The organism is Desemzia sp. AGC72 (assembly GCF_057334175.1).
The window spans coordinates 39,856-54,085 of record NZ_JBHFIG010000020.1; the positions used below are offsets into that span (position 1 = coordinate 39,856).

Annotated in this window: 15 protein-coding genes; 9 read left to right on the forward strand and 6 right to left on the reverse strand. The window is 37.5% G+C overall.

Features of this window, described 5'->3' with window-relative positions:
* Positions 1-27: 27 nt before the first annotated feature.
* Positions 28-231, reverse strand: a complete 204-nt coding sequence (locus ACE025_RS08600; protein WP_485939283.1) for a CsbD family protein — start codon at positions 229-231, stop codon at positions 28-30.
* Between the two features lie 225 nt (positions 232-456).
* Here ACE025_RS08600 and tsaB point away from each other — a divergent pair, with 225 nt between their 5' ends.
* The 5 genes from tsaB to ACE025_RS08625 all read left to right on the forward strand — a co-directional run bounded on the left by tsaB (position 457) and on the right by ACE025_RS08625 (position 4,604).
* Entirely contained in the window at positions 457-1,179 is a 723-nt protein-coding gene (gene tsaB / locus ACE025_RS08605) for a tRNA (adenosine(37)-N6)-threonylcarbamoyltransferase complex dimerization subunit type 1 TsaB (RefSeq protein WP_485939284.1), read from the forward strand.
* The gene (rimI, locus tag ACE025_RS08610) at positions 1,163-1,774 is read left to right on the forward strand and encodes a ribosomal protein S18-alanine N-acetyltransferase (protein ID WP_485939285.1); all 612 of its coding nucleotides are present in this window, start codon (positions 1,163-1,165) and stop codon (positions 1,772-1,774) included. Before tsaB ends, rimI (ACE025_RS08610) begins: the two co-directional genes overlap by 17 nt.
* Complete coding sequence (gene rimI, locus ACE025_RS08615) at positions 1,761-2,243, forward strand: ribosomal protein S18-alanine N-acetyltransferase (protein WP_485939286.1); 483 nt, start codon at positions 1,761-1,763, stop codon at positions 2,241-2,243. The genes rimI (ACE025_RS08610) and rimI (ACE025_RS08615) overlap by 14 nt, the downstream gene beginning before the upstream one ends.
* Positions 2,244-2,281: 38 nt before the next feature.
* Positions 2,282-3,295 carry a tRNA (adenosine(37)-N6)-threonylcarbamoyltransferase complex transferase subunit TsaD gene (gene tsaD, locus ACE025_RS08620; protein ID WP_485939287.1) on the forward strand — a complete coding sequence of 338 codons (1,014 nt, stop codon included), beginning with the start codon at positions 2,282-2,284 and terminating at the stop codon, positions 3,293-3,295.
* Positions 3,296-3,530: 235 nt separating this feature from the next.
* A complete protein-coding gene (locus ACE025_RS08625) occupies positions 3,531-4,604 on the forward strand; it encodes a BMP family lipoprotein (protein WP_485939288.1) in 1,074 nt (357 codons plus the stop codon).
* Between the two features lie 81 nt (positions 4,605-4,685).
* Here the strand turns inward: ACE025_RS08625 and ACE025_RS08630 are convergent, their stop codons facing one another.
* The gene (locus ACE025_RS08630; RefSeq protein ID WP_485939289.1) at positions 4,686-6,641 is read right to left on the reverse strand and encodes an ABC-F family ATP-binding cassette domain-containing protein; all 1,956 of its coding nucleotides are present in this window, start codon (positions 6,639-6,641) and stop codon (positions 4,686-4,688) included.
* Between the two features lie 353 nt (positions 6,642-6,994).
* Between ACE025_RS08630 and ACE025_RS08635 the strand changes: the two genes are divergently transcribed.
* Positions 6,995-7,666, forward strand: a complete 672-nt coding sequence (locus ACE025_RS08635; protein WP_485939290.1) for a redox-sensing transcriptional repressor Rex — start codon at positions 6,995-6,997, stop codon at positions 7,664-7,666.
* Between the two features lie 20 nt (positions 7,667-7,686).
* On the opposite strand, the gene ACE025_RS08640 is transcribed toward ACE025_RS08635, so the two are convergent.
* Entirely contained in the window at positions 7,687-7,890 is a 204-nt protein-coding gene (locus ACE025_RS08640) for a YdiK family protein (RefSeq protein WP_485939291.1), read from the reverse strand.
* Positions 7,891-7,920: 30 nt separating this feature from the next.
* Positions 7,921-8,577, reverse strand: a complete 657-nt coding sequence (locus ACE025_RS08645; RefSeq protein WP_485939292.1) for a CPBP family intramembrane glutamic endopeptidase — start codon at positions 8,575-8,577, stop codon at positions 7,921-7,923.
* A gap of 325 nt (positions 8,578-8,902) precedes the next feature.
* On the opposite strand from ACE025_RS08645, the gene groES reads away from it, so the two are divergent.
* Both groES and groL read left to right on the forward strand, forming a co-directional pair.
* Positions 8,903-9,187, forward strand: coding sequence for a co-chaperone GroES (groES, locus tag ACE025_RS08650; protein WP_284030165.1), 285 nt, complete (start codon positions 8,903-8,905; stop codon positions 9,185-9,187).
* A 52-nt stretch (positions 9,188-9,239) separates the two neighbouring features.
* Positions 9,240-10,859 (forward strand): chaperonin GroEL, encoded by a 1,620-nt coding sequence (groL, locus tag ACE025_RS08655; protein WP_092480518.1) that lies wholly within the window; start codon positions 9,240-9,242, stop codon positions 10,857-10,859.
* 72 nt (positions 10,860-10,931) lie between these two features.
* Here the strand turns inward: groL and ACE025_RS08660 are convergent, their stop codons facing one another.
* Positions 10,932-11,144 (reverse strand): DUF378 domain-containing protein, encoded by a 213-nt coding sequence (locus ACE025_RS08660; protein WP_092480519.1) that lies wholly within the window; start codon positions 11,142-11,144, stop codon positions 10,932-10,934.
* 424 nt (positions 11,145-11,568) lie between these two features.
* Positions 11,569-12,750 carry an acetyl-CoA C-acetyltransferase gene (locus tag ACE025_RS08665; protein ID WP_485939293.1) on the reverse strand — a complete coding sequence of 394 codons (1,182 nt, stop codon included), beginning with the start codon at positions 12,748-12,750 and terminating at the stop codon, positions 11,569-11,571.
* Between the two features lie 251 nt (positions 12,751-13,001).
* On the opposite strand from ACE025_RS08665, the gene ACE025_RS08670 reads away from it, so the two are divergent.
* Positions 13,002-14,174, forward strand: a complete 1,173-nt coding sequence (locus tag ACE025_RS08670) for a hydroxymethylglutaryl-CoA synthase (protein ID WP_485939339.1) — start codon at positions 13,002-13,004, stop codon at positions 14,172-14,174.
* Positions 14,175-14,230: the final 56 nt, after the last annotated feature.

Sequence of the window (14,230 nt, forward strand, 5' to 3'; positions counted from 1 at the left end):
TTCAAGAAATGCCATCATAAAAAATTCTTAATGGTTATGATCTTTCCGATCCATGTCATCTTTGAATTCTCCGACTTTTTTCTTAACTCCACCTTTAGCTTTTTGAGTTTTTCCTTCTGCTTGTTTTGATTTGTCGTCTGTCATATCTCCGTAAGTATCTTTCATTCCACCTACAGCTTTATCTTTTAAACCTTCTGCTTTATCTTTCCATCCATCTTTCTTGTCTGCCATGCTATTTTCCTCCTCTTAGTTAATAGTAAAAACTAGTTGAAGCTAGTGTGAAAAACTAAAAATGAATATCTCTTATACAGTAAAAGCATATCTTTTGAAGAGATTAAACGCAACTAAAAAGCCTTATGTCATCTTTAAGATAGAAAATGGACAGTTGCTTAATATTCCAGTGTATTTGTGCTAAAATAATTTCATAGAGATGACGGAAATGAGGAAAATAAATTCATGAAAATATTGGCCATTGATACCTCTAATCAAGCAATGAGCATTGCTGTTTTAGAAAATGAAAAAATACTGGGTGAGTTAACGACTAATATAAAGAGGAACCACAGTGAAAGTTTAATGCCGGCTATCGACGGATTAATGAAAGACTTGAAGATAGAGATTCAAGAAATTGACCGGATAGTGGCAGCTAAGGGACCAGGATCATATACGGGTCTGAGGATTGGCGTCACTACTGCAAAAACATTAGCATGGACATTGCAAAAAGAGCTGGTAGGGATATCCAGTTTAGAAGTGCTGGCGGCAAATGCAACTTCCATTGGTCCATATATTATTCCTGTTATGGATGCTCGAAGAGGAAATATCTATACTGGACTGTATAAATGGATCGATGGCAAATTAACTGCAGTTGAACCCGACACTCATATTTCGGCAGACAAATGGGCCGAATATTTAAGCAAAAAAGATGGAGAATTTGTACTAGTGGGTGAGGATCACCTTAAACATAGTGAAACGTTCAAAGCACAATTAACTAACCGCGTCAGTGCTGCGTTACCCTACCAACATCTTCCGAAAGCCAGTGTGTTGGGTATACTAGGATTGTCTAGAAAAACTGAAGAAGTTCATACTTTTACACCGGACTATTTAAAATTAGCTGAAGCTGAAGAAAATTGGCGTAAGGAGCATCCTGATTTAGTGGGGGAAAGTTATGTTGAAAAAATTTAGAGATTGGTTAATCAATGGATCAACTACCATACCTATTTTAGAAAACGAACCACATTTGAAGCTGTCACAGCGCACAAAACTCAGTCAGACTCACTTAGTACTTGGTGACGGAAATGTTTTGGAACTAGCTGTAGGCAGAGACAAAGATGTAGAAACGTTGTTGGCAGTCCAAAAGGCTTGTTACAATGGAGAAATGCCATGGAACGCGGCAGCATTGCACCACGAACTCAAGCGCAATACAAATGCTCTTTACATTGTGATCAAACGGTTTTCAGAACCAATTGGTTTTATAGGAGCATGGCTAGTTGAAAAAGAAGCGCACATCACTAATGTGGCAGTAGTTCCTTCATTTCAGAAAAAGGGTATAGCCTCATGGATGATAAGGGAATTGGAAAGAATATCTACTCTCGAAGGAATGGATATATTGAGTTTAGAGGTCAGGGTTTCGAATGAAAAAGCACAACGGCTGTATCGTGAGTTAGGTTTTAAAGATGGAAGAATAAAGAAATATTATTATTCAAGCGACCACGAAGATGCTCTTGAAATGAGCAAAAAGCTAGAGAGAAATGAGGGGGCTGGATTTGAAGAAATCTAGTGATCGAGAGCAGTTAAATGGCATCCAGTTTTCTTTCCTTTTAGGAGAAGGTCTTGAACCCGAAAAATTATTTCGCTTAGCAGAAGAAAATTACCCAACAAAGTCTCCGTGGAGTATCAATGCATTTGCTGAGGATATCAAATCAGCACACGCTTATTACGGATTGGCTATAAATAATGAGAAATGTATCGGTTATATGGGGTATCATCTTATATTTGATGAAGCAGAAATCACTAATTTCGTTATTGAAAAAGATTTTCAACAGTTAGGGATAGCAACTCGATTACTCCAAGCTGGTTTAGACCAATTGAAGAAAGAAGGATGCACAAAAGTTTTTCTAGAGGTTAGAGAAAACAATCAACCAGCCCTACACTTGTATGAAAAAAACGGGTTTGTTCGATTAGGTATAAGAAAAAACTATTATCACGAACCAAAAGAGAATGCAGTAATCATGCAATTGATTTTATAATATAGAGGTTTAAATAGAAAAGAGTGAATAGGAATAAAATGGAAAAAAAGTGGATTTTAGCCATTGAATCAAGCTGCGATGAAACAAGTGCAGCCGTAATCGAAAATGGAGAGGTTATTTTATCGAATATCGTAGCCTCTCAAATAAAAAGTCATATGCGTTTTGGAGGTGTAGTACCTGAAATCGCAAGTCGCCATCATGTAGAACAAATCACCTTAATTATTGAAGAAGCGATGAAGGAAGCAGGTATCACGTACAGCGATTTGTCTGCCGTAGCAGTAACAGAAGGTCCCGGATTAGTCGGCGCACTGCTGATTGGCGTGAACGCAGCTAAATCTATTGCCTATGCACACAACTTGCCATTGATTGCTGTCAATCATATGGCAGGACACATTTATTCTAATAAATTTGTTCATCCAATGAAGTTCCCGTTGTTGGCATTAGTGGTTAGTGGAGGGCACACTGAATTGGTTTATATGGCAGAAGATGGTTCTTACGAGATTATCGGAGAGACACGAGACGACGCAGCTGGAGAAGCTTACGACAAAATTGGTCGAGTGTTGGGGCTGCCTTATCCTGGAGGTAAAATCATTGATGAAATGGCACATAAAGGAAAAGATGTATACAATTTTCCGCGTGCCATGTTAAAAGAAGATAATTATGACTTTAGTTTTAGTGGACTAAAAAGTTCATTTATCAATAAAGTGCATAATGCTGAACAAAAATGTGAAGAATTGGATGCAAATGATTTAGCAGCCAGTTTTCAAGCAAGTGTAGTAGAAGTGTTGGTCACAAAAACACTTAGAGCCGTTAAAGAGTATAAAGTAAATCAACTGCTGTTAGCAGGCGGAGTTGCTGCTAACAAAGGGTTAAGAGAAGCAATTTCTCAAGCAATGGCAACTGAAGTTCCAGAAGTCGACTTGGTTATTCCTCCACTGTCTTTATGTGGGGATAACGCTGCCATGATAGGTGCAGCAGGATTTGTCGAATACAATAAACAGCAGTTTGCCGGATACGACTTGAATGCTAAACCAGCTTTATTATTGAGCTGAGGGAATAAGAAAGTAAAAAGTGAAAGATAACAGGAGACAACTCTTGATATCTTTCGCTTTTTTCATATGTTTAACCAATAAAGGTAAATCTATTTCTTTTTTTCTAACTTAAACACGAACTATTTATTAGATTATAATTAGAATAGTAAGTTTTTCGGTTTTATTCTTTTGACTTTCGGGTATGATGAAACTATTAAAGAAACCAATATATTATTCGACATGGAGGAATAGGACAGTGGAGAAATCAAGAATCAAAGGATTAATATCGTTAAGTTTGGTGACTGGATTAGTACTTGCGGCTTGTGGAGCTAAAACCGAAGCAACTGACAACTCTTCAAGCAAATCTGAAAAGACGAACGATTATTCTGTAGTGATGGTTACAGATAATGGTGGTGTAGATGATGGATCATTTAACCAAGCTGCTTGGGAAGGAATGGTCGAGTGGGGAAAAGAACATGGCGGAGTTGAAGGAGAAAACTACACTTATATTGCCTCTGATGGAGATTCAGAATACATACCTAACTTAAATCAGGCCATCATGAATGATTTTGATATTGTTTTCGGTGTTGGTTTCAAGCTGAAACAATCAATGATGGAAATTTCCGGTGATAATCCAGAACAACAATTTGTAATCATTGATGATAGTATTGAAGGAAGTGACAATGTAGCTTCTGTTCTTTTTAAAGACCAAGAAAATGCCTTTTTAGCAGGTGTTGCGGCAGCTTTATCCACTGAAACTGGAAAAATCGGATTTGTCGCTGGACAGCAAAGCGAAGTGTTAGATCGGTTTGAAGCCGGGTTCTTAATGGGAGCTTACACTGCAAATCCAGATGTTGAAGTCATAGTAGAATATGTTGAGTCTTTTTCTGACACTTCAAAAGCGAGACAAATCGCTGCGGGAATGTACTCTAATGGAGTTGATATTGTTTATCAAGGGGCTGGGGATGCTGGGAATGGTGTGTTCTCTGAAGCTCGAGATCGTATGAATGTTGAACCAGACAAGAAAATATGGGTCATCGGCAGCGATCGCGACCAAACAGAAGAAGGTAAATACAATGATGGAAATTTGACATTAACTTCAAGTATTAAAGGATTAGGGCAAGCAATCAAATCTGTCGCTAATCAAACGATGCAAGGAGATTTTCCTGGCGGAGAAATCACTAAATTAGGACTGAAAGAAGAAGCTGTTTATATGACAAGAGGACAATTAAGTGAAGATGTATGGACAGCAATGGAAGAGTACAAAAAGCAAATCATCAAAGGAGAGATCGATATTCCGATCAATCCAGATGAAGTAACGGCACCATAACATATAAAAAAAGCCGCTCCTATTCGAAAATAGGAGCGGCTTTTTATCGTGATTTTATATCAAAGAAAGCAAGAGGATCAACTACAGATTTTCTAGTTCGAGAGTATTGGATTCCCATTCTTCCATCAGTTCTTCATATTGATCAGTTAGGAGTTGCAATCGATCATTTATCTCTTGAACTTTCATATGGTCTTCATAAACATCCGGTTTGGTAAGTTCAGATTCCAATTCTTCAATTGCCTGTTCCAATTCAGCAGTTTCATTTTCAATGCCTTCTATCCTACGTGTCAACTGACGGATCATTTTTTGATTTTCTTTATTGATCACTCGGTTTTCTGAAGGCTTATTTAAACTAACTTCTTCATTTTGGAAGGGTTGTTTAGCTTGAGCATCTTCTTGGGCTAATCGCTTCAATTCCTCTTGTTCAGCTTTTTTCTCCAAATAATAATCGTAATCGCCTAAATAAACAGTACTGCCTTCTGGAGAAAGTTCAATGACCTTAGTGGCTATCCGGTTGATAAAGTAGCGGTCATGGGAAACAAACAAGAGAGTTCCATCAAAATCAATCAGCGCATTTTCTAAAACTTCTTTACTATCAATGTCTAAATGGTTTGTAGGCTCATCAAGAATCAAAAAATTATCTTTTTCCATAGACAACTTAGCTAAAGCCAATCGAGCTTTCTCTCCCCCGCTTAAAGAAGAAACGGATTTTTCCACATCTTCTCCAGAGAATAAAAAGCTTCCCAAAATAGAGCGGATATCTTTTTCAGGAGTTGTTGGGTGTTCATCCCACAGTTCGGCTAAAACAGATTTGGTAGAATGCAGTTCAGCTTGCTCTTGGTCATAATAACCCACTTCGACATTCGTGCCAAATTTAGTTTCACCTTTAATCAAGGGTAACTCGTTCAATAATGATTTCAAAAGAGTTGATTTTCCTACTCCATTTGGTCCGACTAAGGCAATAGAATCATATTTGCGAACGTCCAAATTGATCGGTTCGGATAAGATAGTGTCTTCATATCCAATTGCCCCATTTTCGACTGTCATGACAACATTTCCGCTCTCAATAGAAGGTTGGAATCTGAACGTAGCTGACTTTTCGTCACCTTGAGGTTTATCTAGACGGTCAATCTTTTCTAACTGCTTACGGCGACTTTGAGCTCGTTTAGTAGTAGAAGCTCTGACTAAGTTACGATTGACAAAATCCTCTAATTTAGCGATCTCTTTTTGTTGTTTCTCAAATTCTTTCCATTCTTTTTCTAATTGAGCAGCTTTCAAATCTAGAAACTTACTGTAGTTTCCTTTGTAATGAGTGATTTTTTGGCGACTCAGATCGTACACTTCATTGACGACTTTATCCAAAAAATAACGGTCATGAGAAACGATCAAAAGGGCGCCAGTATAAGTCTGTAAATAATTCTCCAGCCAGTTTAATGTTTCGATATCTAAATGGTTGGTCGGCTCATCTAAAATCAACAAATCTTTTTTCTGCAGCAATAGTTTGGCTAAGGCCAATCGCGTTTTTTGACCTCCGGAAAGTTGATTGATGGACTTGGTATAGTCAGCTTCAAAAAAACGGAAACCATGTAAGACAGAACGGATCTCGGCTTCATACCCATATCCGTTTTGTTCTTTGAAATCATGTTGCATTTGGTCATATTGTTTCAGCGTCTCTTGATAGCGTTCTTCATCCGCCAATAAATCGGCATCACCTAAAAGTTGCTCAACATGGCGCATCTTTTTCTCTAACTGAATTACGCTTTCGAAAACTTCCAGCATTTCATCCCAAATGGACTGAGCAGAATCTAAGCCGGTATTTTGAGCTAAATACCCAATGGTTACTTGCTTGCCTTTTGATATTTTTCCGGCATCCGGCTGCTCAATATCCGCAATCATTTTCAATAAAGTTGATTTTCCCGCTCCATTCCTTCCAACGAGGGCAACGCGTGAGTGGTCTTGTATTTCTAAATAAATATTTTCAAATAACACATCTGCTCCAAAATAACGAGCTACATGTTGGGCTTGTAATAGAATCATTTTGTAGTCCTCATTTCTTATCTCTATCCTTAGTTTAGCATATTCTTTCTCTAAGGGGGAGAGGTGTGGAGGGGGTAAAAGGTAATCAATTATGATTTAAAAAGATATTTTTTGACTATTTAATTTTAAATTTCAATGTCTTGTGAATGTTGAATTCACAAGGATGCTTGTGAATTTTGTCGGCACAAAAAATAAGAACAGTAAAATTAGTCATTTAAGATGCTTAAAAAGTCTAGTATTTTAACGAAAAGATGTTATAATCTTATTATGTGAAACTCCGAAATTTGTGAAAAGGATAATTTGTTTCTGAATATTGTGAATTTTTAAATCTTAGAAAGTGAGTGGACTGAATAATGAATTCAACAAATAAAATACCTAAAGCTACGGCGAAAAGGTTGCCTATTTATTATAGATATTTAAGATATTTACACGAAGATGGGAAAGACCGCGTTTCTTCAACGGAATTAAGTGAAGCTGTTAAAGTAGATAGTGCGACTATTCGTCGTGATTTTTCTTATTTTGGTGCTCTAGGAAAAAGAGGATATGGTTATGATGTAGAAGATCTGATGCACTTCTTTAGTAAAACATTGAAGCAAGATCGTTTAACAAACGTAGCATTGATCGGTGTAGGGAATTTAGGACACGCTTTATTAAACTACAATTTTCACCAAAATAATAATATGCGGATCAGTGCGGCTTTTGATATCAATAAAGAAATTGTTGGTACGATTCAATCTGGAGTTCCGGTGTATCCTATGGAAGACATGGTCCAACAATTGAAAATGCAGCAGATCGATGTAGTGATGTTGACGGTTCCGACTTCAGCAGCACAAGAAGCGGCAAACAACTTAGTCGAAGCTGAAGTTAAAGGAATATTGAATTTTACACCTATCCGTATCTCAGTACCTGATCATGTACGCGTACAAAATGTGGATCTAGCAAATGAGTTACAAACACTGATTTACTTCATTGATCATTACAAAACTGAAACAGATGATAAAGACAGCTTATTACCTTTAGACTAAACAAAAAGCAACAAACCTGATTAAGGTTTGTTGCCTTTTTTTAATTTCAAATAAATTTGAAGAATACGAGTTGCTCGCACGAAATCTCTGGTTGCAAATAAAACAAATATTATGGAGAAGAATCCCCATCCGAATTCCCCAACATAATCAACTGCGAACCAAGTGAAAACAGCTGCGAGGATGTAGTTGAATATGATTTGGAACATAAAATCACTTTTTTTCATTAAAATCAAAAGTTCCTTTCTAAAATACCCTTAATAAAGTAACAAGTTAGCTACGGTAACGGTAGCGTTCATTAAAGCATGTGCGATGATTGGTGCAGCGATTGATTTTGTTTTCCAGTATAAATAACAAAAAACAAATCCCATTACTGAATACAGTAAGTAATGACCGTCAAAGTGAATAAAAGCAAAAATCAATGAGCTGATGACAGCTGCGCCAATTCCTCCTGTAAGATCAAATAAGTAACCGAATATAGCTTTTCTAAAGACAAATTCTTCCATAATCGGTCCAAAAATGGCTATTAAAAGTAGGAAAATAGGGTACTTATTGACAACTTCAACTAATCCGGCAGTATTTTGAGATCCAATAGGGATATTCAGTAAGAAAGTTTCAATGAAAATCGCTAAGTATTGCCCCATGTAAGCTAAAAACATACCAGCGATTCCCCATAAAATAATGTTCCTTTTTGAAGCGCTCGGAGTATTTTCTAAGCTGTTATTAAACTTATAGCGATGATTGACAACGAACATTGCTATAGCACCAACAATAAAAGCAATGATTTGGCTGTAAATCGATACATCTAAAATTAGGTTCTGGGGTATAAAAAAGATTAAAAATACAGGTAAAAGTTGGGCGAGAACATAAATAAGAATGATCTTGGCATAAGGAGATTTCACTAATTTGTTCATAATAAAAACCTTCTTTAATCTAGTTATTTACAGGAGAGTTGAGATGTAAGACACTATAATATACGTCATCTCTTATTTCTGCTGCATAATTTTACTGTTTACTTTTAGCTGGTAAAAGTTGATCAATAAATAGTATAACACAAGAATAATGACTCTAAAGGACTTTTTGACTCCTTTTGCAGGAATATTATGATTTATGACAGAAATGTCTTTTCAAAAGAAAAAATACTTGCAAAATTTAGATAGTTTGTTATGATGAAGAAGTGAGTTAGCACTCTTTGAGATAGAGTGCTAAACAATCGAAACTACAATTGGAGGGATTTACGTGTTAAGACCTTTAGGAGATCGTGTCATCATTGAAGTGAAAAAAGAGGAAGAAACAACAGCTAGTGGAATCGTTTTAGCTGGAACAGCAAAAGAAAAACCACAAACTGGAACAGTAGTTGCTGTTGGAGCTGGCCGAGTACTGGATAATGGAACCAAAGCTGAGCTTTCTGTAGCTGTTGGGGATACAGTATTTTTCGAAAAATATGCTGGATCAGAAGTAAAGTATGATGGTACAGAATATTTAGTGATCAAAGAGAGCGACATTATCGCAATCGTAGACTAATCATAAAGACATTTACACGATAAAAAAATCAATCTGATGAGGTGAAGGAATAATGGCTAAAGATATTAAATTTTCTGAAGACGCACGTGCAGCATTGTTGCGCGGGGTAGATAAATTAGCAGATACAGTTAAAGTAACACTTGGACCTAAAGGAAGAAACGTTGTCTTAGACAAATCTTACGGTTCACCGTTGATCACAAACGATGGAGTAACAATCGCCAAAGAAATCGAATTAGAAGACCGTTTTGAAAACATGGGAGCCCAATTAGTTTCTGAAGTAGCTTCAAAAACTAACGATACAGCGGGTGACGGTACTACTACAGCAACTGTTTTAACTCAAGCGATCGTTCGTGAAGGATTAAAAAACGTTACGGCTGGAGCTAACCCCGTGGGTATTCGTACTGGTATAGAATTGGCAACTAAAGTAGCCGTTAAAGAATTACTGGCAAATTCTCGTAAAGTAGAAACAAAAGAATCTATTTCACAAATTGCTGCGATTTCTTCTGGAGATGCAGAAATCGGTAAATTATTAGCAGATGCAATGGAAAAAGTGGGTAACGACGGAGTTATCACTATCGAAGAATCTAAAGGTATTGAGACTGAACTAGATGTTGTGGAAGGTATGCAATTTGATCGTGGATACTTGTCACAATATATGGTAACTGACAATGATAAAATGGAAGCTAACTTAGAAAATCCATACATCTTGATCACAGACAAAAAAATCTCTAATATCCAAGATATTCTTCCATTATTGGAACAAATCTTGCAACAAGGTCGTCCATTATTGATTATTGCTGAAGACGTAGATGGTGAAGCATTGCCAACTCTAGTCTTGAACAAATTACGCGGTACGTTTAATGTAGCGGCAGTAAAAGCTCCTGGATTCGGAGATCGTCGTAAAGCTATGTTAGAAGATATTGCTATCTTAACTGGCGGTACAGTGATTACAGAAGATCTAGGATTTGAATTGAAAGATACTACAGTTGACCAATTAGGTCACGCAAGCAAAGTAGCTATCACTAAAGACACAACCACTATTGTTGAAGGTGCTGGGTCAACTGAAACAATCAGTCAACGTGTTGCTTTATTGAGAGCACAAGCTGAAGAAACAACTTCAGAGTTTGACAAAGAAAAATTACAAGAACGTATTGCTAAATTAGCTGGTGGAGTTGCAGTAATCCGTGTTGGTGCTGCTACAGAAACTGAGTTGAAAGAGCGTAAATTACGTATTGAAGATGCTTTGAATGCTGCTCGTGCAGCTGTTGAAGAAGGAATTATTGCAGGTGGTGGTACTGCATACATCAACGTTCAAAGCAAAGTAGCAGAAATCGAAGCTACTGGAGACGTTGCTACAGGTGTGAAAATCGTGGTGCGTGCTTTAGAAGAACCAATTCGTCAGATCGCTGCAAACGCTGGTCTTGAAGGATCAGTAATTGTTGAAAAAATGAAAACTGCTGAACCAGGTGTTGGATACAACGCTGCAACAGATGAATGGGTAAACATGATTGAGGCTGGAATCACAGACCCAACTAAAGTTACTCGCTCAGCTCTTCAAAATGCTGCAAGTGTTGCTGCATTGTTATTGACTACAGAAGCCGTAGTCGCAACTCATCCAGAACCAGCTGCTCCAGCTGGCCCAGGGATGGATCCAAGCATGGGCATGATGTAATTTCATTAAAGAACGTAGAAAAAGCATGAGACAGAAATGTCTCATGCTTTTTTTGTTTGACTATTCTACGGACTAATGTCTGTTGTCGTTTCTTGAAAGTAGTCCAAAGAATTTAAGGCAATAGATTGCACATAGACCAACGATAATGTAAACAATCTTAGATAAAAGTGCATCTTGTCCGCCAAAAAGAGTGGCAACTAAATCAAATTCAAAGAGACCAACTAAGAGCCAGTTCAAACCACCAACAATCAGAAGAGCTAATGCAACACTGTCTAGAGCTTTCATCCTGTATCCCTCCTTATGATTTAACATAGTTGAATCACTATTAAAATAACAAGGATTGTAGGGAATGTCTATTAATATGATTCAGCCGAAAAATTAATATAAGGTGTAAGAAGTTGGCTCCTGCTCCAAGTTAAATGCTGTAGCAGTTTTGCTCTGTTTATTGGTCTAAACGCTTTACTCCACGCTCTCTAGACGAGTTGTACAAACTAAGTTTTCTGTAGTTTCATTCTCCTCTTTTATCGGGAAAAACCGCTCGATTAAAGGGGGGAAATGAACCTCACGAAAGCCTAAACAGTTTGTTCCGTTCGCTCTTTTTAAACGCGTTGCGTAAAGCAGCCTCCCTATGTTTTCACACCTTCTTTATTTGTTGAGAAAATCACCCAACTAAAAAGAAGGCGATGAAACCTACGGGAGGCTAAACGCTTTACTCCACGCTCTCAATAATCATTGCGATGCCTATTCCTCCGCCTACGCATAGGGTGGCTAGGCCTCGTTTTTTTTGATTTTTCTTCATTGCGTGCAATAGAGTGACTAGGATGCGGGAGCCTGATGCTCCTATTGGGTGACCTAGAGCAATTGCGCCGCCGTTGATGTTTACTTTTTCAACAGGTAATTCTAAGTCTCGAACTAAGGCAATACTTTGGGATGCAAAAGCTTCGTTGAATTCAAAAAGATCAATGTCATCTTTGGTGAAGTTCGTTTTTTCAAATACTTTTTGTACTGCACCGTATGGAGCATAACCCATGATTTCAGGATCGCTGCCTACTTCTGCGTAACCTTTGATAGTTGCTAAATAAGGAATTTGACGTTTTTCAGCTTCGCTTTTAGACATTAATAGGACTGCTGCTGCTCCATCGTTGATTCCGGAAGCATTCCCAGCAGTTACAGAGCCGTTAGGTTTAAAAGCTGGGCGCAGTTTTTGTAATTTTTCGATGGTAGTTTCTTTTCGAATGTATTCATCTTGAGTCACTACTTGAGATTGACGTTTAACCTGAATAGTGACAGGTACGATTTCTTCGTCAAATAGGCCGTTTTCTTGAGCTGTTGCTGCTTTCATTTGAGAGTGAAAAGCAAATTCATCTTGTTCTTCTCGACTCACATGATATCTTTCGGCCACATTTTCAGCGGTTACTCCCATGTGATGATGATTAAAAGCATCTGTTAAACCATCATGAACTAAGCTGTCTACAGCTTGGATATCGCCCATTTTACTGCCAAATCGTTGATCTTTTAATAAATAAGGTGCTTGAGACATGTTTTCTGTTCCACCGGCTAAAACGACTTTTGCATCCCCAACTTGAATAGCTTGGCTGGCAAGGATAACAGATTTTAGACCTGATCCGCAGACCTCATTGATCGTCATAGCAGGAACAGTATTGGGGATTCCTGTATGGATGGAAATTTGACGAGCTGGATTTTGTCCTAAGCCGGCTTGAAGGACATTCCCAAAGATAACTGTATCGACTTCTTCTGGTTGGATAAGTGAACGATTTAATACCTCAGTAGCAGCTATAGTGCCTAATTCTACTGCAGATGTATTTTTATAAACGCCTCCTAAAGAACCAATGGGAGTGCGTACTGTACTCACGATAACAACTTCTTCCATGATTGATTTCCTCCATATCTACGTATTTATCTTTCCTTAATACTTGAAAATAAGTTATGATTAATTCTATTCTACGATAAATTCGATAAGATACTGTATAAGTTTTTGTTAAAAATGCTTTCTTGCTAAAAATTAAAGTTATTATTAAGTTTATAGGCTGTCAGTTGTGTTTTTATTTAAGATGATTTATGGTTGAAATGGATTTAAAGTACGGAAATTGATATGACATGACGAATAAAGGAGAAATCAACTTGAATATAGGGATAGATAAAATTGGTTTTTACACACCTCATACATTTATTGATATGGTTAAGCTAGCTGAAGCTAGAGGAGTGGATCCAGCAAAATACACAATTGGTATTGGACAAGAAAAGATGGCTGTCTCTCCTGTAACTCAAGATGCAGTGACGTTAGCAGCTAATGCAGCACTGAGAATATTAGATGAAGAAGATTTGGAAAAAATCGATTTAGTAGTTTTTGGAACAGAATCAGGAATAGACAGCTCTAAAGCAGCTGCAGTTTATGTTCATGACTTATTGGGCATACAATCGCGTGCTCGTTCTATTGAAATCAAACAAGCCTGTTATGGAGCAACTGCCGGGATCCAATTAGCTAAAGGACACATTGCTTTGCATCCAGAAAGCCGAGTCTTGGTCTTGGGATCTGATATTTCCAGATATGGATTGAATACTCCAGGAGAAGTTACTCAAGGAGCTGGCGCTGTAGCGATGGTCATCAGTGCTGATCCGCGTATTTTAAGTTTAGGAGATCAAAGTGCCTATTTAACCAATGATGTTATGGATTTTTGGAGACCGACTTATTCGGATACGGCTTATGTAGATGGAAAGTTCTCAAATGAACAATACATCTCCTTTTTCTTAAATACATGGGAGCAATTCAAAGCACAAACCAATTTATCTATAAAGGATTTCGAAGCTATGTGCTTCCATTTGCCCTATACAAAAATGGGAATGAAAGCTATGCGTGAAATCTTTGTGGAAGGAACTTCAGAAGATGAAGAGCGATTAACCAGACATTATAAAAACAGTACGTTGTATAATAAAACAGTAGGGAACATTTACACTGGGTCGTTATATTTAAGCTTAATATCGTTGTTGGAACAGGATGAAACGTTAAAACCAGGCGATAGAATAGGATTGTTCAGCTACGGTTCTGGAGCAGTGGGAGAGTTTTTCACTGGAACACTTCAGCCAGAATACAAAGAAGCATTAGCTGAGGCTGAGCACGAGAAATTATTCGCAGAAAGAGAAGAAGTCTCTATCGAAGAATACGAAGAAATATTCAGCGAAGTCTTACCAGTTGATGGTTCAAATCTTCAATTAACTATCGAAAATGACCCAGCAATGATTTGCGTGGCTGGAATTGAAGAACATAAGAGAATATATGTAAATAAAAATAGATAATCAATAGAGAAAGGCTATCTCACTACAAAAGTGAGATAGCCTTTCTTGCATTTATC

What these genes read in the sequence shown, in the direction of transcription:
- ACE025_RS08665 (WP_485939293.1), bottom strand. Translation starts at nt 12,750, where the DNA reads ATGGAAGAAGTTGTTATCGTGAGTACAGTACGCACTCCCATTGGTTCT.
- ACE025_RS08645 (WP_485939292.1), bottom strand. Translation starts at nt 8,577, where the DNA reads ATGAACAAATTAGTGAAATCTCCTTATGCCAAGATCATTCTTATTTAT.
- ACE025_RS08600 (WP_485939283.1), bottom strand. Translation starts at nt 231, where the DNA reads ATGGCAGACAAGAAAGATGGATGGAAAGATAAAGCAGAAGGTTTAAAA.
- ACE025_RS08635 (WP_485939290.1), top strand. Translation starts at nt 6,995, where the DNA reads ATGAATTCAACAAATAAAATACCTAAAGCTACGGCGAAAAGGTTGCCT.
- rimI (WP_485939285.1), top strand. Translation starts at nt 1,163, where the DNA reads ATGTTGAAAAAATTTAGAGATTGGTTAATCAATGGATCAACTACCATA.
- ACE025_RS08630 (WP_485939289.1), bottom strand. Translation starts at nt 6,641, where the DNA reads ATGATTCTATTACAAGCCCAACATGTAGCTCGTTATTTTGGAGCAGAT.
- ACE025_RS08660 (WP_092480519.1), bottom strand. Translation starts at nt 11,144, where the DNA reads ATGAAAGCTCTAGACAGTGTTGCATTAGCTCTTCTGATTGTTGGTGGT.
- ACE025_RS08640 (WP_485939291.1), bottom strand. Translation starts at nt 7,890, where the DNA reads ATGAAAAAAAGTGATTTTATGTTCCAAATCATATTCAACTACATCCTC.
- groL (WP_092480518.1), top strand. Translation starts at nt 9,240, where the DNA reads ATGGCTAAAGATATTAAATTTTCTGAAGACGCACGTGCAGCATTGTTG.
- tsaD (WP_485939287.1), top strand. Translation starts at nt 2,282, where the DNA reads ATGGAAAAAAAGTGGATTTTAGCCATTGAATCAAGCTGCGATGAAACA.
- tsaB (WP_485939284.1), top strand. Translation starts at nt 457, where the DNA reads ATGAAAATATTGGCCATTGATACCTCTAATCAAGCAATGAGCATTGCT.